The organism is Brevundimonas sp., assembly GCF_032017145.1.
Taxonomy (GTDB): Bacteria; Pseudomonadota; Alphaproteobacteria; order Caulobacterales; family Caulobacteraceae; genus Brevundimonas.
Genome location: NZ_DALZQC010000064.1, coordinates 1 through 19,245 on the forward strand (window position 1 = coordinate 1; position 19,245 = coordinate 19,245).

The 19,245-nt window shown below is 65.8% G+C and carries 14 protein-coding genes and 2 pseudogenes; 6 read left to right on the forward strand and 10 right to left on the reverse strand.

Annotated elements, in window-relative coordinates; genetic code table 11:
• Together RTU05_RS11480 and aroQ are read right to left on the reverse strand one after the other, a co-directional pair.
• Nucleotides 1-200: pseudogene (locus RTU05_RS11480) on the reverse strand (acetyl-CoA carboxylase, biotin carboxyl carrier protein); the annotation flags it as partial.
• A 45-nt stretch (nt 201-245) separates the two neighbouring features.
• Nucleotides 246-692 (reverse strand): type II 3-dehydroquinate dehydratase, encoded by a 447-nt coding sequence (aroQ, locus tag RTU05_RS11485; protein ID WP_312598381.1) that lies wholly within the window; start codon nt 690-692, stop codon nt 246-248.
• Between the two features lie 346 nt (nt 693-1,038).
• Between aroQ and thiS the strand changes: the two genes are divergently transcribed.
• Nucleotides 1,039-1,245, forward strand: coding sequence for a sulfur carrier protein ThiS (thiS, locus tag RTU05_RS11490; RefSeq protein WP_055755162.1), 207 nt, complete (start codon nt 1,039-1,041; stop codon nt 1,243-1,245).
• Here the strand turns inward: thiS and RTU05_RS11495 are convergent, their stop codons facing one another.
• Nucleotides 1,246-1,632, reverse strand: coding sequence for a type II toxin-antitoxin system VapC family toxin (locus tag RTU05_RS11495; protein ID WP_312598383.1), 387 nt, complete (start codon nt 1,630-1,632; stop codon nt 1,246-1,248).
• The gene (locus RTU05_RS11500; protein WP_312598384.1) at nt 1,629-1,874 is read right to left on the reverse strand and encodes a type II toxin-antitoxin system prevent-host-death family antitoxin; all 246 of its coding nucleotides are present in this window, start codon (nt 1,872-1,874) and stop codon (nt 1,629-1,631) included. Before RTU05_RS11500 ends, RTU05_RS11495 begins: the two co-directional genes overlap by 4 nt.
• A gap of 115 nt (nt 1,875-1,989) precedes the next feature.
• Here RTU05_RS11500 and RTU05_RS11505 point away from each other — a divergent pair, with 115 nt between their 5' ends.
• Nucleotides 1,990-2,772, forward strand: coding sequence for a HisA/HisF-related TIM barrel protein (locus tag RTU05_RS11505; RefSeq protein WP_312598385.1), 783 nt, complete (start codon nt 1,990-1,992; stop codon nt 2,770-2,772).
• 32 nt (nt 2,773-2,804) lie between these two features.
• On the opposite strand, the gene RTU05_RS11510 is transcribed toward RTU05_RS11505, so the two are convergent.
• The 5 genes and pseudogenes from RTU05_RS11510 to RTU05_RS11530 all read right to left on the reverse strand — a co-directional run bounded on the left by RTU05_RS11510 (nt 2,805) and on the right by RTU05_RS11530 (nt 9,480).
• Nucleotides 2,805-4,796, reverse strand: a complete 1,992-nt coding sequence (locus tag RTU05_RS11510; RefSeq protein WP_312598386.1) for a peptidase M61 — start codon at nt 4,794-4,796, stop codon at nt 2,805-2,807.
• Nucleotides 4,797-5,023: 227 nt separating this feature from the next.
• Nucleotides 5,024-6,977 (reverse strand): annotated as a pseudogene (locus tag RTU05_RS11515) (M61 family metallopeptidase).
• A 395-nt stretch (nt 6,978-7,372) separates the two neighbouring features.
• On the reverse strand, nt 7,373-7,981 hold the full coding sequence (locus RTU05_RS11520) for a hypothetical protein (protein ID WP_312598390.1): 609 nt from the start codon (nt 7,979-7,981) through the stop codon (nt 7,373-7,375).
• Between the two features lie 132 nt (nt 7,982-8,113).
• Nucleotides 8,114-8,662: an FKBP-type peptidyl-prolyl cis-trans isomerase gene (locus RTU05_RS11525; protein ID WP_312598392.1), complete on the reverse strand. Its 549-nt coding sequence runs from the start codon at nt 8,660-8,662 to the stop codon at nt 8,114-8,116.
• 266 nt (nt 8,663-8,928) lie between these two features.
• A complete protein-coding gene (locus RTU05_RS11530) occupies nt 8,929-9,480 on the reverse strand; it encodes a hypothetical protein (RefSeq protein ID WP_312598394.1) in 552 nt (183 codons plus the stop codon).
• Nucleotides 9,481-9,868: 388 nt separating this feature from the next.
• Here RTU05_RS11530 and rpoB point away from each other — a divergent pair, with 388 nt between their 5' ends.
• From rpoB to RTU05_RS11550, 4 genes are all read left to right on the forward strand, one after another.
• On the forward strand, nt 9,869-13,984 hold the full coding sequence (rpoB, locus tag RTU05_RS11535; RefSeq protein WP_312598396.1) for a DNA-directed RNA polymerase subunit beta: 4,116 nt from the start codon (nt 9,869-9,871) through the stop codon (nt 13,982-13,984).
• Between the two features lie 148 nt (nt 13,985-14,132).
• Nucleotides 14,133-18,329, forward strand: coding sequence for a DNA-directed RNA polymerase subunit beta' (rpoC, locus tag RTU05_RS11540; RefSeq protein WP_312598398.1), 4,197 nt, complete (start codon nt 14,133-14,135; stop codon nt 18,327-18,329).
• A gap of 123 nt (nt 18,330-18,452) precedes the next feature.
• The gene (locus RTU05_RS11545) at nt 18,453-18,587 is read left to right on the forward strand and encodes a hypothetical protein (RefSeq protein WP_312598400.1); all 135 of its coding nucleotides are present in this window, start codon (nt 18,453-18,455) and stop codon (nt 18,585-18,587) included.
• A gap of 40 nt (nt 18,588-18,627) precedes the next feature.
• A complete protein-coding gene (locus RTU05_RS11550) occupies nt 18,628-18,768 on the forward strand; it encodes a hypothetical protein (RefSeq protein ID WP_312598402.1) in 141 nt (46 codons plus the stop codon).
• 8 nt (nt 18,769-18,776) lie between these two features.
• On the opposite strand, the gene RTU05_RS11555 is transcribed toward RTU05_RS11550, so the two are convergent.
• The coding region (locus RTU05_RS11555; RefSeq protein ID WP_312598404.1) for a hypothetical protein at nt 18,777-19,245 on the reverse strand (469 nt) is incomplete at its 5' end.

The window sequence follows — 19,245 nt, forward strand, 5'->3', positions numbered from 1 at the left end:
CCGAATAGGGGGCGCCGGGCCGGGGCCGGGGCGGCGGCGTACTGCACCGGGGCGGCGTTGACGGTGATCTCGCGCGCGACGCGGATACGCAGTTCGCCGCGTTCGACCTCGACCTCGGTCAGGTCCGTTTCGTTCAGGATTTCGGCCAGCTGGCGAACCAGGGCGGCGTCGATCTCGGCGTGTTTCTTGTCATCGGCCATTGGAATGCGCCTTGTCTTTCGTGTGTGTAAGCGAACGGGCGGCCCTCAGGGCCGTTCCCGGATCAGGGTCAGGGCCGCCTGGACGGCCAGTTCATAGCCCGCCGCGCCGAAACCGGCGATCACGCCGGTCGCCGCGGACGACACATAGGAGTGATGGCGAAACGCCTCGCGCGCCGCCGGATTGGACAGATGCAGTTCGATCACCGGGATCGACAGCGTCTTCAACGCATCGTGCAGCGCCACCGACGTGTGCCCATAGGCCGCCGGATTGAGGATCAGGGCGTCGGCGCCTTCGCGCGCCTCCTGGATCCAGTCCACCAGCACGCCTTCGTGATTGGTCTGGCGAAACATGACCTGGGCCCCGCCCGCCGCGTTGACGCAGCGCTGTTCGATGTCGGCCAAGGTGTCGCGGCCATAGATGTCCGGCTCCCGAACCCCGAGCAGGTTCAGGTTGGGGCCGTTCAGCACATGAATGACGGGCGTTTCGGCCATGGTTCCAGGAATCGATCCGGCGCAGCGCGGCGCAAGAGGGGCCTTTTAGCGGACGCTGGGCTCGGGTCAAATCGGTCGCGGCGTCGAACCTTCCCCAACGTTATATGCGATGGCGTGGATTTCGCAGCGCCGGCCGCCATCGTCCCCTGTCGGGACGGCCTGAGGGAGCGCCGAGGATGCGCCAAGATGGCAAACTGATCCTGAGAACCGTGGTGGCGACCTTTGCCGCCCTGGCCGTCGCGGTCGGCGCCCTTCTGTTCGAGGCGGGCTGAACGCACAGTCTGGCGAAGCGGCCTGTCACCGTCTATCTGACGCGCGACGGTCGGCGAGGCGAAGGTCAGGGAGAATGCGCGTGCACCAGATCCATCTCAACGGCGAGCCACGTCAGGTCCAGGCCGCCACCATTCTGGCTCTGGTCGAGGAGCTGTCGCTGGATCCGCGCAAGGTCGCCGTCGAACGCAATCTCGAGATCGTGCCCAAGTCCCTGCACGCCGCCACGCCTGTGGCCGCAGGCGACCGTATCGAGCTGGTCCAGTTCGTCGGCGGCGGGTGATCAGACCTTGAGGATAGGGCCTTCGTAGAGGCTGATGGCGCTGTCCGCCGTCAACAAGGTCAAGCCTTCGTAACGCGCTTGAGCAATTAAGGCGCGATCAAAAGGATCGCGATGGAGCAGCGGAAGTTGGCCCGCGATGACTCCATGCTCGCTGGTCATGACCACCTCCACGAAGCCATTCACGGTGAGCAGATAATAGAGCCGCTTGGGATCGACCGAGAAGTCCTCGGAATTCCGAGCTGTTTTTATGGCGATTTCCCACAGGCTCATCGCGCTGAAATGAAGAACATTGTCCCCGTCGTTGATCAGTTCGCGGGCCTTGTCGCTCAGCCTCCCTGTGTCGAAGGCAGACCAGATCAACAAGTGAGTGTCCAAAAGCAGGTTCACGATTTGCCGTAGAACATCTCTTCGATGTCGTCCTTGAAAGCCGTCTTTATGTCATCGGGAACCACGCCTTCGCCCTTCATGAAGCCAATGCGCTGAACCGTCCTCTTCGGCGTGTCATCGACTGCCGTCACCTTGACCATCGGCTTGCCGGCCTTGGCGATGATGAAGGATTCGCCCTTCGCTGCTTTTTCGATCAGGCGAGACAGATGCGTTTTAGCCTGATGGATATTGACCGTCTCCATGACGCATCTCCATTGAACTTAGTCCACTTAGTTTAGTCTATTCGGCGCGCCCTCGCAACGCGGTGTGATCCCTGCGGCCTTTCGCTTCGCGGCCGGGGCGCGTAGGTCAGGCTCCATGACCGATACAGCTTCCGAAACCTGGTCCGTCGCGGGCCGCACCTTCACCTCGCGCCTGATCGTGGGCACCGGCAAATACGCCGACTACGCCCAGAACGCCGCCGCCGCCGAGGCTGCGGGGGCCGAGATCGTGACCGTGGCCGTGCGCCGGGTGAACCTGTCGGACCCGACCCAGCCGATGCTGGTCGACCATGTGAAGCCCGACCGCTTCACCTTCCTGCCCAACACCGCCGGCTGTTTCACCGGCGAGGATGCGGTGCGGACCCTGCGTCTGGCGCGCGAGGCGGGGGGATGGAGCCTGGTCAAGCTGGAGGTGCTGTCCAACACCGCCCACCTGTATCCCGACATGATCGAGACGCTGCGGGCGCTGGACCTGCTGATCAAGGACGGGTTCGACGTCATGGTCTATTGCACCGACGACGTGGTGATGGCCAAGCGGCTGGAGGACGCCGGCGCCGCCGCCATCATGCCCGCCGCCGCCCCGATCGGATCGGGCCTGGGCATCCAGAACGAGGTCAATGTCCGCCTGATCGTGGAACAGGCCAAGGTGCCGGTGCTGGTCGACGCGGGCGTCGGCACGGCGTCGGATGCGACCCGCGCGATGGAGCTGGGCTGCGACGCCGTGCTGATGAACACGGCCATTGCTGGGGCCAAGGACCCCATCCGCATGGCCCGCGCCATGAAACACGCCGTCATGGCTGGCCGCGACGCCTATCTGGCCGGTCGGATGGCCAAGCGGATGTATGCGGACCCGTCGTCGCCTCTGGCGGGGCTGATCTGACCTTACCGAATAGGGGGCGCCGGGTGTGAGCCTCAGCGCCGCCGGGGGGCCAGGATGTCGGACAGGCGGTCGGGGGTTCCCTCGATCCGTTCCAGGCGGGGATAGCGCAGGCCGTCGTGGTAGGCGAAGGCGACGGTGCGGAAGCGGTCGCCGGATTTCAGCAGCAGGTCGAGGGGGGCCTCCGTGCCCTTGGCGGCGGTGACGGCCTCGCGCAGGACCTCGGCCGAGCCGGCCTTGCCGTTGACGGCGACCAGGCTCCAGCCCGCGCCGACGCCTTGTTCGAAGGCAAGGCCGCCCCAGCGGATGTTGGTCAGCTTGTCGCCCGACAGGGTGAAGCCCAGCGAATATTGGAAGTCGTTGGCCCAGCCGGTCTGAACCGCCTTTTCGTCGGCGTTGGGGGTGTCGGTGTAGGTCAGGCGCCAGCCGGCGCGGGCCAGGCCGTCCAGCGGCGCGCGGGCGTCGGGGCCGACGGCGTCGAGACGGCTGCGCAGGAAGGCGGCCCAGTCGTGCGGATAGACGGCGTTCAGGGCCGCGACCACGTCCTGGAAGGTATAGCCCTGAGGCGCCCACTGGCCGTCGTCGTGACCGAAGAAGCCCCTGGCGAAGTCGTCGAGGGATTTCCTGCCGTTCGTGCCCTCGCGGATCAGGGTGTCGGCGTCCAGCCAGACCAGCAGGCTTTCGCGGTAATAGTCGCCGGTGCCGCGCATCCATGACGGATATTGGCCCGGCACGCGGTAGCCCAGCAGGTTGTGGTTGTTGGTGTCCTGAAGCGCGCGCCACTGGCGGCCCGGCTGCTGGTCGTAGAAGGCCGCCACATTGGCCAGGGTGGCCAGGGCCACGCCCTTGGAATGCAGGCCGGCGCGGGCGGCCAGCACGTCGCCCCAATATTCGGTCTGGCCCTCATAGACCCACAGAAGGGTGTTCTGGGTCGGGACGTTGTGGTTGGCGGTCAGCTCGTCCGCCGGGCGCATGAACTTGCCGTTCCAGGAGTGGGTGTATTCGTGGGGCAGGAGGCCCCGGTCGCCCGCGCTCTTGGCCCAGTTGGTGAAGAAGTCGGGGGCGCCGGTGTTCTCGGACGAGCGGTGATGCTCCAGCCCGATGCCGCCCATCTGGTCGGTCAGGGCGAACAGGAACTCGTAGTTGTCGAAGTGGCGGGCGCCGAACAGGCGGTCGGCCTGCTGGACCATGTTCTCGAACAGCTTCAGCTGCTCGTCGGTGGCGGCCAGGCCCTTGGCCTCGTCGGCCAGGATGTTCAGATGAACCCTTGATTCAGACGGGGCGCCGCTGGGATCGATGTCCACGCGGCGATAATGTGCGCCGGCGAAGATGGGGCTGTCGATCAGGGTGTAGAGGTCAGTGGGGGCGAAGGTCGCCACGTCGCCGTCCTGGGACGCCGTGGTCAGGGCCGTGCCGTATTTCCAGCCGGCGGGCAGGACGACCGAGGGGGCGACCTGGATCTGGCGGCTGAAATAGCCGGCCGGATAGAGGATGGCCTTCTCCCACTGCAGATTGACCATGGCCGGGGTCATCAGCACGCGCCAGTTGGAGCTGTCGGGCTGGGTCAACTGCTGGAACACGACCTCGATGCTGGTTACGCCAGCCGGGATGTCCAGGTGGAAGGCGTAGGGATCGAGCGTGTCGCGCAGCCATTCGATCCGCTGGCCATTGGCGGTGACGGTCAGGCCGGACAGCAGCTGGATCGGGCCGGTGGCGGCGTGGTTGCCGGGCAGGAACTTGGGATAGAGCAGGGTCAGCGGACCGGCGGCGGCGACCGGAATGGTCTGGCGCACGCGGATGATGCGGCGGTCCAGATCGGTGATGTCGGCGCGGTACTGGATGACGCCGGGATAGGGCTTGTCCTGCGGCGCGGGGATGGCCGGCTGGGCGCGGGGCAGGGCCAGCGGGGCCTGGGTCGCGTCGGTGATGACCGGGGTGGACCGGAAGGTCTGGGCCACCACCGGAGCAGCGGCGGCGGTCGTCATCAGGACGGCGAGGCAGGCGGCGGTCAGGCGGGTACGCGGCATTCGGTCATCCAGGCGTGAAGGCAGGCGCGCACCGTCGAGGGCGTCGGGCGATGCGTCAAGCGTGGCGTTGTGTCTCCTCCCCATGAAATGGGGAGGGGGACCGCGCGCAGCGTGGTGGAGGGGTTCTTGAAGCGTCTGTGATGCGATGAAGAGCCCCTCCGTCACGGCGCTAAAGAAGCGCCGCGCCACCTCTCCACTGTGTGGGGAGGAGACGGGTGGTGTGCTGCTTATCGCCGTCTCGGCGTCAGGATGTCGGTCAGGCGGTCGGGGGTTCCGGTGATGCGTTCCAGGCGGGGGTAGCGAAGGCCGTCGTGGTAGTCGAGGACGACGGTCCTGAACTGGTCGCCGTCCTTGACGATCAGCGCAACGGGGACGGCCGGGTCCTTGGCGGCGGTGACGGCGGCGGACAGCCGGTCGGGCGTGGAGGCCTGGCCGTCGACGGCGACGATCTCCATGCCCACGGCCAGGCCCGCCTTGAAGGCCGGGCTGTCCCACTGGACGCTGCGGATCTTGTTGGCCTCGCCGGTCTGGAAGCCCAGGGAATAGGTGAAGTCGTTGCGCTTCAGCTCGGCATACAGGGTCTTCATATAGTCGGTGGGCTTGTCGGCGAAGGCCAGGCGCCAGCCGCCGCGCGCCAGGCCGTCCAGCGGGGCGCGGGCGTTCGGACCATCGGCGTCCAGACGGGTGCGAAGGAAGGTGGCCCAGTCGTTGGCGACCACGCCGTTCAGGGCCGCGACCACGTCCTCGAACGTATAGGGGGCGGGCGTATAGCTGCCGTCCTGGACGCCGTAGAAGGCGCGGGCGAAGTCGTCGAGCGACTTCCTGCCATTCGTCTTCTCCCGGATCAGGGTGTCGACGTCGAGCCAGATCAGCTGGCCCTCTGAATAGTAGTCCTCGTCGCGCTGCCACGACAGCCAGCCCTTGGCCTGGCGCTGGCTGATGATCGGGTCGTTGGTGGTGTCCTGAAGGGCGCGCCACCGGCGGCCGACGCGCGCGTCATAGGTCACCGCCGTCAGGGCCAGGGCGTCCATCGCCTGTTGCGCGGTCAGAAGGCCCGAACGGGCGGCGATGACCTGGCCGTAGTATTGAGTCTGGCCCTCATAGACCCACAGCAGGCTGTTCTGCAGGGGCGAGTTGAAGTTGGGCACATACTGGTCGGCGGGGCGGCGCCATTTGCCGTCCCACGAGTGGTTCATCTCGTGGCTGAGCAGGTCGCGGTCGGACAGGTGCGTGGCCCAGCCGGTGAAGAAGGCGGGATCGACCGAGTTCTCGGAACTGCGGTGATGCTCCAGCCCGATGCCGCCCAGCTTGTCCGTCATGGCGATCAGGAAGTCGTAGTGGTCGAAATGGCGCGCGCCATAGAGGCGGTCCATCTGCGTCACCAGATTGCGCAGAATCTGGATCTGCTCGTCCGTGGCGTTCAGGCTGTCGGCCTCGTCGGCGACGATGTTGGCCCGCACGGGCGAGCGGCCGCCGGGATCGAGGTCGATCTGGCGATAGTGGACGCCGGCGAAGATGGGGCTGTCGATCAGGACTTCCAGATTGACGGGCTTGAAGGTCTGGACGTCGCCGTTCTTTTCCAGCGGCTCCAGCGCCGTGCCGAACCGCCAGCCGGTCGGGAGTTTGACGGTGGGCTGGACCATGATGTTGCGCGACCAGTGACCGGCCGGATAGAGCAGCATCTTCTCCCACTGAAGGTTCAGCATCTCGGGCGTCATGGTGATGCGCCCCTGAGCGCCGGCGGTCGGCGACAGGTGCTGCAGCTTCACCTCAAGCGCGGTCGCGCCGGCGGGAACGACGATGTGGTAGGCGAAGGGGCGAAGGGTGTCGCGCACCCATTCCACGCGCTGGCCGCCGGCGGTGATCTCGATGCCCGCAAGCTGGGGGATGGGGCCGACCGGGCCGTGGTTGCCGGGCAGCCATTCGGGGAAATACAGCACCATCGGCCCGGCCTGGGCGACGGGAATGGTCTCGGTCACGGAGAAGATGCGCTGACAGGTTGGTGGCGTCGACGTCCAGCGCGATCACGCCGGGATAGGCCACGTCCTGGGCGTCCGGGATCGGCGGCAGGGGCGCGGGCAGGGCGGGGGCGTAGGTCGACGCCTGCTGCGCCAGGGCGGCGGGAGCGGCCGAGACGAGCAGGAGGGCGAGGCTGGCGGCGCGCAGGCGGGTGGGGATCATCACGGACTCTCAAAGCCTTCCAGGGGAGGCGCGACAGTCCGCCGCAGGGGCGGGGGCGTCAAGCGGCGCTGAACTTGGACTCCCGAAAAAACAGTCCAACGAGTCCAAGAGTCCAACTTTCACCAACGGGTTAGAGCATCGGAGTTTCGGTCGATGCGGTCTGGAAAGGCGTTCATCACAACGGGCACAGCGAGGCCACGAAGACCACGACGAGACCGAACGCGCGTCGGCTTGTTTTTCTCTTGTCCAAGCCATGCGCCAATCTGCGGCTTCGCCGCCGCAGGCCCACGAGACTTTGTCGAACCGGAGCATCTCTCCGTCGTGTTCGTCGTGATCTCGCTGTGCCCGTTGTGACGAACGCTAGGCATTCCCGGCCCAACTCGACCGCCCACTCCCTAGAGGTCCTTCGGGGCCGCGCGCATGGCGCCGATCGAGGCCTTCAGGTCCGCCAGGTCCCGGCCGATCTTGTCGTTGAGGCGCCGCATCCGGTCGCCGTCGCGATCATGGGCGATGGCCGCCAGTTCCTTGTGCAGACGGGTCCAGCCGCGCGCCTCGATCATGCGGCCCTGACGGATGGCGCGGGCGGCGTTCCACCAGGCCTTTTCGCACAGATCGGCCGCAGCGGGCAGGCCGTCGTCGCCGTCCTGGTCCTGCGAGGAGGCGCCGGGGTGCGTCGCGTCGGCCGGGAACGACGCCGGATCAAGCGGCGCATCGCCGTCAGCGGGGGCGTCGTCCATCGGCGCGGATGCGGGCATCCAGTTGCGATAGTCGCCCGGATCGTCGCTGACGTGGAAGGGCGCCGCCGCAGGCTGATCCAGCCTGCGCCAGCCTTCCTGTTGCGCGCGCCAGCGGAAGGTGGACAGCGGCAGGCTGTGGCGCTCGCACACCTCTGAGGCGGAACCGCCGGCGAGATAGTCCGCGCGCGCGGCGGCCCAGGTCTCGGCCGAACGGCGCGTTTGAGGCGGGGGCGGGGAATCGGGCAGTCGGCGGATGTGATCGGTCATGCCGACCATGATGCGCGCGCCGCTTCCTATGGCCGGAAGATTGACGCTGGCGGCCTGCAAGGCATTGAAACCACGGGCCGCGTCGTTCGCCAATAGGATGGTAGGCGGGCGCCGGCCATCCTATTTCAGGGGTCAGCCGGCCTTGACCTCCAGCAGTTCGACCGAGAACCGCAGTGTGGAGTTGGGCGGCAGTTCGTCGCCGCCGACCCAGCGCGAGCCATAGGCCAGGGAGGCGGGAATGACGAACTCGTAGATCTCGCCGACGTGCATCAGGGCCACGCCCTCGGTCCAGCCCTTGATGACGCGGTTCAGCGGGAACTCGGCCGGTTCGTTGCGGGAATAGGAGCTGTCGAACTCGCGCCCGTCGATGAATGTGCCGCGATAATGGACCTTGACCGTGTCTGAGCCGGAAGGCTGGGCGCCGTCGGGATGGGCCTTGCCCACGCGGCGGTATTGCAGGCCGCTCTCGGTCGTGGTCCAGCCGCGCCGGGCGCCGTTCCAGGCCAGATAGTCGGCGTTGCCCTGGTCCCACAGCTGCTGGGCCGTCAGTCCGGCCTCGCCCTGAACCTGGGCGGCGGCGCGGGCGGCGGCGGACGCCGTCTCGGCATAGGTCACCGGCTGGCGCGTGGCGCAGGCGGACAGGGCGAGGACGGCGAGCAGGGAAAGGGCGATGCGAGTCATATGGCGACGCTAGCAGCCGTATCGCCCGCGTCAAAGCCAGCAGAGACAGACTTGCAAAACCGGGCGTTCAGCGCCGGTCGGCGATAGAAACCCAGCCCTCGACCGCCAGTCCGGGAATCTTTACGCCCCGCTCCGCCAGTTGAAGCGGGGGGGGCGCGGGTCGCTGCCGCGTCTGGACTGGGGCATGCGCGTTCGGCGCGGGGTGTTCGCGGTCGGGCGAGGGCGCCGGCTTTACGAGGGGCATCGCACGTGTCTCCATGACATGCCTAGTATAGGGCTTTCCACAGCGCCAAGCTAGCAGCGGTTGCAATCGACAATACCATAAGGCCGGCCAACCAAGTGAATCCGGCCGAGCGTTCGGTGACTTTGGCGGCGTTCTGACGGCGATTGTGGACCGCACACCGAGCATACTCCTCGATCATCCGAAGTTGAATGTCGCGCTGCGCCGCGCGCCTCGCCGCCGCATCGGTCAGGCTTGCGGCCTTATGAAACGCCACAAGATCGACCGACCATTCCAGCATCTTGATTTCGTCCGAGGGCAGCAGAGTGCCGCGCTTGCGGACGATCTGCAGGAGACTCCACACGATTCTGGCAAAGGCGAGGATCGACGCCGCGAGAAGAAGCAGGGTGACGACGGCGCACACATTAAAGGCCGGCGGCGGAAGCTGCTCGAAGATCTTCGCGAGAATGGCGACGGCTATGCCCAGGACGGCGGCGAAGAAGGGCAGGGATTTCATTATGTGCTCTTCCTGCTCGAACTCTCGAGTGAAGGCGGCCTCGTTGAGCGACTCCAGATAATCGTCCAAATCGTGGGCCAAATGTCCGCTCTCCTTTGCCGCAAGGATTAATCCAGGATAGAAAATTATACAATCCTGGGTGATTTTAGGAGCTTGGGCGTGGCAGGATTGCGGATTTGTCGAAATACTGGTCGCGGGCCTTTATTTCGTCCCGAATGCGCGTATATGTGCGCGTTCCCGCAACACTCCATTTGAGTCTGCGCGCAAGCGCCGAGGCCCGGTCCGTCGCCCTCCGACCGTGCGAAGGCGCGGCTCCTTCCCCAGGGAGCCGGTACATTTCAGGCGTCCTGGCCCGGCAGCGGGCCGAGGGTGGGCGCCGAAAACCTGGCTGCGGACGCTGAAAGGCGCGCCGTGGCTGCTGCATTTCGCGCACGGTTTCTCCCGGATCGTGCGCCATGGGAAACACTGAATGACTGACGTCGCCCACGATCTCGCCATCAACGGTCAGATCGCTTCCGCCACCTCGTTCACCGGCAAGAAGCGCATCCGCAAATCCTTCGGGCGCATTCCCGAAGCGGTGCAGATGCCGAACCTGATCGAGGTTCAGCGCGCCTCCTACGAACAGTTCCTGCAGCGCGAGGTCCGTCCGGGCCAGCGTCGCGACGAGGGCATCGAAGCGGTCTTCAAGTCGGTGTTCCCGATCAAGGACTTCAACGAACGCGCCATCCTGGAATACGTCTCCTATGAGTTCGAGGAGCCGAAGTACGACGTCGAGGAGTGCATTCAGCGCGACATGACCTATGCCGCGCCGCTGAAGGTCAAGCTGCGCCTGATCGTGTTCGAAACCGACGAGGAAACGGGAGCCCGTTCGGTCAAGGACATCAAGGAGCAGGACGTCTATATGGGCGACATCCCGCTCATGACGGACAAGGGCACTTTCATCGTCAACGGCACCGAGCGCGTGATTGTCTCGCAGATGCACCGGTCGCCGGGCGTCTTCTTCGACCACGACAAGGGCAAGACCCACTCGTCGGGCAAGCTGCTGTTCGCCGCCCGCGTGATCCCCTATCGCGGCTCGTGGCTGGACTTCGAGTTCGACGCCAAGGACGTGGTCTATGTCCGCATCGACCGCCGCCGCAAGCTGCCGGCCACGACCTTCCTGATGGGTCTGGGCATGGACGGCGAGGAAATCCTGAAGACCTTCTACGAAACCGTGCCTTACGAGAAGCGCGGCGAGGGCTGGGTCACGCCGTACAAGGCCGAGCGCTGGCGCGGGGTGAAGCCCGAGTTCGACCTGGTCGACGCCGACACCGGCGAAGTGATCGCCCAGGCCGGCCAGAAGATCAGCGCGCGCGCCGCCAAGAAGCTGGGCGACACCACGACCTCGCTGTCGCTGGCCGCCGACGCCCTGCTGACGAAGTATCTGGCCAATGACGCCGTGAACTTCGAGACCGGCGAAATCTACGCCGAGGCCGGCGACGAGCTGGACGCCCCGACCATCGAAGTGCTGGAGCAAAACGGCTTCACCACCATCGAGGTGCTGGACATCGACCACGTCACGGTCGGCGCCTATATGCGCAACACCCTGCGCGTCGATAAGAACGACAACCGCGAGGACGCCCTGTTCGACGTCTATCGCGTGATGCGTCCGGGCGAGCCGCCCACCCCGGAAGCCGCAGAGGCCATGTTCAACTCGCTGTTCTTCGACAGCGAACGCTACGACCTGTCGGCCGTCGGCCGGGTCAAGATGAACATGCGTCTGGAAAGCCCCGAGGTCTCCGACGAGATCCGGGTCCTTCGCAAGGAGGACGTGCTGAAGGTGCTGCAGATCCTGGTCGGCCTGAAGGACGGCCGCGGCGAGATCGACGACATCGACAACCTGGGCAACCGCCGCGTCCGCTCGGTCGGCGAACTGCTGGAAAACCAGTACCGCGTCGGTCTGCTGCGCATGGAGCGGGCCATCAAGGAGCGCATGTCCTCGGTCGACATCGACACGGTCATGCCGCACGACCTGATCAACGCCAAGCCGGCGGCCGCCGCGGTTCGCGAGTTCTTCGGTTCGTCGCAGCTGTCGCAGTTCATGGACCAGACGAACCCGCTGTCGGAAATCACCCACAAGCGTCGCCTTTCGGCGCTTGGCCCGGGTGGTCTGACGCGCGAGCGTGCGGGCTTCGAGGTTCGCGACGTTCACCCGACCCATTATGGCCGCATCTGCCCGATCGAAACGCCGGAAGGCCCGAACATCGGCCTGATCAACTCGCTGGCCACCCACGCGCGGGTGAACAAATACGGCTTCATCGAAAGCCCGTATCGTCGCGTCAAGGACGGCCAGGCTCAGGGCGAGGTGGTCTACATCTCGGCCATGGAAGAGTCGAAGTACACGATCGCCCAGGCCAATATCGAACTGAAGGACGGCCAGATCGTCGAGGACCTGGTCCCCGGTCGGATCAACGGTGAATCCCAGCTCCTGAACAAGGACGCCGTGGACATGATGGACGTGTCGCCGAAACAGGTCGTTTCGGTCGCCGCCGCCCTGATCCCGTTCCTGGAAAACGACGACGCCAACCGCGCGCTGATGGGCGCCAACATGCAACGTCAGGCCGTGCCGCTGGTGCAGTCGGACGCGCCGCTGGTCGGCACCGGCATGGAGGCCGTCGTGGCCGTGGACTCCGGCGCGGTCGTGGTCGCCCGTCGTGACGGCGTCGTCGAACAGATCGACGGCACCCGCATCGTCGTGCGCGCCACCGGCGACGTGGACGCCGCCCGCTCTGGCGTCGACATCTATCGCCTGTCGAAGTTCCAGCGTTCGAACCAGTCGACCTGCATCAACCAGCGCCCGATCGTGCGCGTGGGCGATCAGGTGAAGGGCGGCGACGTCATCGCCGACGGTCCGTCGACGGACCTGGGCGAACTGGCCCTGGGCCGCAACGCCCTGGTCGCCTTCATGCCGTGGAACGGCTACAACTTCGAAGACTCCATCCTGATCTCCGAGCGCATCGTGCGCGACGACGTCTTCACCTCGATCCACCTGGAAGAGTTCGAAGTCGCCGCCCGCGATACGAAGCTGGGGCCTGAAGAAATCACGCGCGACATCCCCAACGTCGGCGAGGAAGCCCTGCGCAACCTCGACGAGGCGGGCATCGTGGCCATCGGCGCCGAGGTCCAGCCGGGCGACATCCTGGTCGGCAAGGTGACGCCGAAGGGCGAAAGCCCGATGACCCCGGAAGAGAAGCTGCTGCGCGCCATCTTCGGCGAGAAGGCTTCGGACGTGCGCGACACCTCGCTGCGCCTGCCGCCCGGCGTCGCCGGCACCATCGTGGACGTTCGCGTCTTCAACCGTCACGGCGTCGACAAGGACGAGCGCGCCATGGCGATCGAACGCGCCGAGATCGAACGCCTGGGCAAGGACCGCGACGACGAGCTCAAGATCCTGGAGCGCAACGTCTATGGCCGCCTGAAGCCGCTGATCGTGGGCAAGAACGCCGTGTCGGGGCCCAAGGGCATCGGCCGCGGCGAGCTGACCGACGAGAAGCTGGCCGAGGTCAGCCGTGGTCTGTGGTGGCAGATCGCCCTGGACGACGAAAAGGCCATGGGCGAGCTGGAGGCGATGAAGCGTCAGTTCGAAGACGCCCGCAAGCAACTGGACCGTCGTTTCGAAGACAAGGTCGAGAAGCTGCAGCGCGGCGACGAACTGCCCCCCGGCGTGATGAAGATGGTCAAGGTCTTCGTGGCCGTGAAGCGCAAGCTTCAGCCCGGCGACAAGATGGCCGGCCGTCACGGCAACAAGGGCGTCATCTCCAAGATCCTGCCGATCGAGGACATGCCGCACCTGGAAGACGGCACCCACGTCGACGTCGTTCTGAACCCGCTGGGCGTGCCGTCGCGCATGAACATCGGCCAGATCTTCGAAACCCACCTGGGTTGGGCCGCAGCGGGTCTGGGCAAGCAGATCTCCGGTCTGCTGGAAGCCTGGCAGCAGGGCGGGCAGAAGCAGGCCCTGGTCGAGCGGCTGACCGAAATCTACGGCGAGGAAACCCCTCTGCCGCAGGACGAGGAAGAGCTGATCGAACTGGCCAAGAACCTGTCCAAGGGCGTTCCGTTCGCGACCCCCGTCTTCGACGGCGCGCACATCGGCGACATCGAGCGTCTGCTGGAAGAGGCGGGGCTGAACAAGTCGGCCCAGTCGATCCTGTACGACGGCCAGACGGGCGAGCAGTTCAAGCGCCCGGTCACGGTGGGCTACATCTACATGCTGAAGCTGCACCACCTGGTCGACGACAAGATCCACGCCCGCTCCATCGGCCCGTACTCGCTGGTCACCCAGCAGCCGCTGGGCGGCAAGGCGCAGTTTGGCGGTCAGCGCTTCGGGGAAATGGAGGTCTGGGCTCTGGAAGCCTACGGCGCCGCCTACACCCTGCAGGAAATGCTGACCGTGAAGTCCGACGACGTGGCCGGCCGGACCAAGGTCTACGAGGCCATCGTCCGTGGCGACGATAGCTTCGAAGCCGGCATTCCCGAGAGCTTCAACGTGCTCATCAAGGAAATGCGTTCGCTGGGTCTGAACGTGGAGCTGGAGAACAGCTGAGTTCGAGTGAGCGAGTGGTGAAAAGTGAGCGAAGGGGTGAGCGGAAACTTACCCGCCATCGCTCACTTCTTGCTCACTCCTCACTTTTCACCAGCCGCCTCTCCGCCCTGAAAGATTTATCGCGGGTCATCCCGCAGAAGGAACCAAGATGAACCAGGAAGTCCTGAACATCTTCAACCCGGTCCCGGTCACGCCGACCTTCGACCAGATCAAGATCGCCCTGGCCTCGCCGGAGAAGATCCGGTCGTGGTCGTTCGGCGAGATCAAGAAGCCGGAAACCATCAACTACCGCACGTTCAAGCCCGAGCGTGACGGCCTGTTCTGCGCCCGTATCTTTGGCCCGACCAAGGACTACGAATGCCTGTGCGGCAAGTACAAGCGCATGAAGTACAAGGGCATCATCTGCGAGAAGTGCGGCGTCGAAGTCACGCTGGCGCGCGTTCGCCGCGAGCGGATGGGTCACATCGACCTGGCCGCCCCGGTCGCCCACATCTGGTTCCTGAAGTCGCTGCCCAGCCGCATCTCGCTGATGCTGGACATGGCGCTGAAGGACGTCGAGCGCGTCCTGTACTTCGAGAACTACATCGTCACCGAGCCGGGCCTGACCCCGCTGAAGCAGAACCAGCTGCTGACGGAAGACGAATTCTATCGCTATCAGGAAGAGTTCGGCGACGACGGCTTCACCGCCGAGATCGGCGCCGAGGCCGTCCGCAATCTGCTGATGGGCATCGACCTGAACGCGGAAGCCGAAAAGCACCGCGCCGAACTGGCCGACAACCCCTCGGAAATGAAGGCCAAGAAGGCGTCCAAGCGCCTGAAGCTGATCGAAGCCTTCCTGGAATCGGGCAACAAGCCCGAATGGATGATCTTGACCATCGTGCCGGTCATCCCGCCGGAACTGCGTCCGCTGGTGCCGCTGGACGGGGGTCGTTTCGCGACGTCGGACCTGAACGACCTGTATCGCCGCGTCATCAACCGCAACAACCGCCTGAAGCGCCTGATGGAGCTGCGCGCGCCGGACATCATCATCCGCAACGAAAAGCGGATGCTGCAGGAATCCGTCGACGCCCTGTTCGACAACGGCCGTCGCGGTCGCGTCATCACGGGCGCGAACAAGCGTCCGCTGAAGTCGCTGGCCGACATGCTGAAGGGCAAGCAGGGTCGCTTCCGTCAGAACCTGCTGGGCAAGCGCGTCGACTATTCGGGTCGTTCGGTCATCACCGTGGGACCGGAACTGAAGCTGCACGAGTGCGGCCTGCCCAAGAAGATGGCGCTGGAGCTGTTCAAGCCGTTCATCTACGCGCGTCTGGACGCCAAGGGCCTGTCGGGCACCGTCAAGCAATCCAAGCGCATGGTCGAGCGCGAGCAGCCCGCCGTATGGGACATCCTGGACGAGGTGATCCGCGAGCATCCGGTTCTGCTGAACCGCGCGCCGACGCTGCACCGTCTGGGCATCCAGGCGTTCGAGCCCAAGTTGATCGAGGGCAAGGCCATCCGCCTGCACCCGCTGGTCTGCACCGCCTTCAACGCCGACTTCGACGGCGACCAGATGGCCGTTCACGTCCCGCTGAGCCTCGAGGCCCAGCTGGAAGCGCGCGTCCTGATGATGTCGACGAACAACATCCTGTCGCCCGCCAACGGCAAGCCGATCATCGTGCCGTCGCAGGACATCGTCCTGGGCCTGTACTATCTGTCGCTGGTCAAGGACGGCGAGCCGGGCGAGGGCAAGCTGTTCGCCAACATCGGCGAGATCGACGCCGCGCTGGACGCCAAGGTCGTGACCCTGCACAGCCGCATCAAGGCGCGCTGGACCGAACAGGATGCCGAAGGCAATGAGGTGACCAAGGTCATCGACACGACGCCCGGCCGGATGAAGCTGGCGGCCCTGCTGCCGCGCAACCCGAACGTCGGCTATCGCCTGCTCGAAAAGAACCTGACCAAGAAGGAGATCGGGAATCTGATCGACGTGGTCTATCGCCACTGCGGTCAGAAGGCGACGGTCATCTTCGCCGACCAGATGATGGGCCTGGGCTTCCGTGAGGCGGCCAAGGCGGGCATCTCGTTCGGCAAGGACGACATCGTGATCCCGGCCAAGAAGGTCGAACTGGTTGCCGAAACCCGCACCCAGGTCGAGGAGTACGAGCAACAGTACGCCGACGGCCTGATCACGCGCGGCGAGAAGTACAACAAGGTCGTCGACGCTTGGGCCAAGGCCACGGACCGGATCGCCGACGCCATGATGGGCGAGATCGCGCAACCGCGCGTGCTGATCGAGGGCGAGAACCCCGACATCAACTCGGTGTTCATGATGGCCAACTCGGGCGCCCGCGGTTCGCAGGCGCAGATGAAGCAGCTGGGCGGGATGCGCGGCCTGATGGCCAAGCCGTCCGGCGAGATCATCGAGACGCCGATCACCTCGAACTTCAAGGAAGGCCTGACCGTCCTTGAATACTTCAACTCCACCCACGGCGCCCGCAAGGGTCTGGCCGACACCGCGCTGAAGACCGCCAACTCGGGTTATCTGACCCGTCGTCTGGTGGACGTGGCGCAGGACTCGATCGTCACCGAGCAGGATTGCGGCTCGACGCGCGGCATCACCCTGCGTGCGGTGATGGAGGGCGGCGACGTGCTGGTCTCGCTGGGTCAGCGCATCCTGGGTCGCTATGCGGCCGAGGACATCAAGGAGCCGGGCACCGATAACGTCCTGTTCCCCGCCGACACCTATCTGGTGGAGGAAGTGGTCGAGGCCGTGGACGCCGCCGGCGTGCAGTCGGTCAAGGTCCGCTCGGCCCTGACCTGCGAAGCCGACGCCGGCATCTGCGCCCACTGCTACGGCCGTGACCTGGCGCGCGGCACCAACGTCAACATCGGCGAAGCGGTCGGCGTCATCGCCGCCCAGTCGATCGGCGAGCCGGGCACCCAGCTGACGATGCGGACCTTCCACATCGGCGGCACGGCCCAGGTGGCGGAAACCTCCTTCATGGAGGCGACCAACGCCGGTGTGGCCCGCATCTCCGGCCCGACCGTCGTCGCGGCCCACGGCGACCTGGTGGCCATGAGCCGTAACGTCACCGTGACCGTGGTCGTCGACGGCAAGGACCGCGAGACGCACAAGGCCCCGTACGGCGCCCGCATCCGCGTCAAGGACGGCGGCGAGGTCACGCGCGGCCAACGCCTGGCCGAGTGGGACCCCTACACCACCCCGATCCTGACCGAAGTGGGCGGCGTCGTCCGCTTCGAGGACCTGGTCGAGGGTCTGTCCGTCAAGGAAGAGACCGACGAAGCGACGGGCATCGCCCAGCGCGTGGTCTCCGACTGGCGCGCCAGCCCGCGGGGTTCGGACCTGCGTCCGGCCATGGGCGTCACCCTGGGCGACGCCTACGCCAAGCTGTCGTCCGGTTCGGACGCCCGCTATCTGCTGCCGGTGGGCGCGGTTCTGTCCGTGTCGAACGGCGACGAGGTCAAGCCGGGCGAGATCATCGCCCGCGTTCCGACCGAAGGCGCCAAGACCCGCGACATCACCGGCGGTCTGCCGCGCGTCGCCGAACTGTTCGAAGCGCGTCGTCCGAAGGACTGCGCGGTCATCGCCGAGATGGATGGTCGCGTCGAATTCGGTCGCGACTACAAGAACAAGCGCCGAATCAAGATCACGCCGGAAGTCAACGCCGACGGCGTGCAGGGCGAGCCGGTCGAGTTCCTGATCCCCAAGGGCAAGCACATCTCCGTCCACGACGGCGATCTGATCCAGAAGGGCGACTACATCATCGACGGCAACCCGGACCCGCACGACCTGCTGCGTATTCAGGGCGTCGAGGCGCTGGCCGAATATCTGGTGAACGAGGTGCAGGAGGTCTATCGCCTGCAGGGCGTGCCGATCAACGACAAGCACATCGAAGTCATCGTGCGTCAGATGCTGCAGAAGGTGGAAGTGCTGGACGCGGGTGAAACCACCCTGATCCGCGGCGACACGGTCGAAGTGGCCGAAGCGGTCCTGGAGAACGCCAAGGTCGAGAAGCGCGGCGGTCGTCTGGCCACCACCCAGCCGGTCCTGCTGGGCATCACCAAGGCGTCGCTGCAGACCCGCAGCTTCATCTCGGCGGCGTCCTTCCAGGAAACCACGCGCGTCCTGACCGAGGCCTCGGTCCACGGCAAGAAGGATATGCTGGAGGGCCTGAAGGAGAACGTGATCGTGGGTCGTCTGATCCCGGCGGGCACGGGCGCCTATCTGCGCAGCCTGCAGAAGATCGCCAACGAGCGCGACGCGGAACTGACCCAGGCCCGCGAAGATGCGATCGAGCCGCTGCCGGCCGATCTGCAACTTGAGCTGGAGAGCAGCGAAGGCTGATCTCCGGGTTCGGAAGCCAAGACTTGAAGAGGGCGGCGCCGGCGACGGCGCCGCCCTTTTTCTTGCGGCTTGACGCGGCTTATGATTGTGGAAAAGTAGGTCCAGGTTGTTCGGAAGGCCCCCGTGACGAAATCGGACAAGGTGCTGTGGGGGCTGACGGCCGTGGTGCTGTCGCTGTTCGTTTGGGTGGAAGCCAAGACGATGATGCTCGATCTCGGCGCCGCCATGCACGACGCCTACTGCCAGGACCACGGATGAACCAGCCGTTCGCACGGTCCAAGCGTGTGTGGGGCGCGTCATGACAAAGAAGCGGGCGTCGCCCGCTGTGATCGCCCTGAACGTCGTCCTGTGGTGCGGGGTGGCCTACGTCGGTCTAGCCATGGGCGCGATGCATCTTGGCGAGGTGATGCACGACATCCACTGCCAGGATCATCGCTGACGTCGTTGTCAGTCCTTACCGCCGATTTGTAATCCGCCGATGCTCGCCGAGAAGCCCTGACGGCGGCGTTCGCCTCGGTTGATCGTCGATTCCGCCCCTTGGCGCATATCCACGCCGGGAATGTCGCCCAGGTGAGCCCCGGCGCAGCCCGCGCCGAAGTTGGAGCCGACGCAGTCGGCCGGTCCGACCACGCCGACGCCGCCGGATAGGGGACGGTTCATCATCTCCCATTCGGCTAGGCGACGCGCGCCCTGGCGGGCGAAGGCGGCGTCGCGTTCGGGGTTGCCGGTGCCGGTGATCGGGGCGGCGTTCAGGCCGCGACGCATGGCGTCCTCGCGGCAATGGGCGCGCTCGGCGGCGTTCAACCGGTCCGGGGTGGTGCAGCCGATCAAACCCTGGCGCAGGGCGCGGGCCATGGCGTTGGTCCGGTCGCCCGGATCGACGCGCCACGGATCGGCGGGGACCGGCACGCCCTGC

Coding starts and splice junctions, on each gene's coding strand:
- aroQ (WP_312598381.1), bottom strand. CDS start 692: ATGGCCGAAACGCCCGTCATTCATGTGCTGAACGGCCCCAACCTGAAC.
- thiS (WP_055755162.1), top strand. CDS start 1,039: ATGCGCGTGCACCAGATCCATCTCAACGGCGAGCCACGTCAGGTCCAG.
- RTU05_RS11500 (WP_312598384.1), bottom strand. CDS start 1,874: ATGGAGACGGTCAATATCCATCAGGCTAAAACGCATCTGTCTCGCCTG.
- RTU05_RS11505 (WP_312598385.1), top strand. CDS start 1,990: ATGACCGATACAGCTTCCGAAACCTGGTCCGTCGCGGGCCGCACCTTC.
- RTU05_RS11510 (WP_312598386.1), bottom strand. CDS start 4,796: ATGCCGCGTACCCGCCTGACCGCCGCCTGCCTCGCCGTCCTGATGACG.
- RTU05_RS11520 (WP_312598390.1), bottom strand. CDS start 7,981: ATGACCGATCACATCCGCCGACTGCCCGATTCCCCGCCCCCGCCTCAA.
- RTU05_RS11525 (WP_312598392.1), bottom strand. CDS start 8,662: ATGACTCGCATCGCCCTTTCCCTGCTCGCCGTCCTCGCCCTGTCCGCC.
- rpoB (WP_312598396.1), top strand. CDS start 9,869: ATGACTGACGTCGCCCACGATCTCGCCATCAACGGTCAGATCGCTTCC.
- rpoC (WP_312598398.1), top strand. CDS start 14,133: ATGAACCAGGAAGTCCTGAACATCTTCAACCCGGTCCCGGTCACGCCG.
- RTU05_RS11550 (WP_312598402.1), top strand. CDS start 18,628: ATGACAAAGAAGCGGGCGTCGCCCGCTGTGATCGCCCTGAACGTCGTC.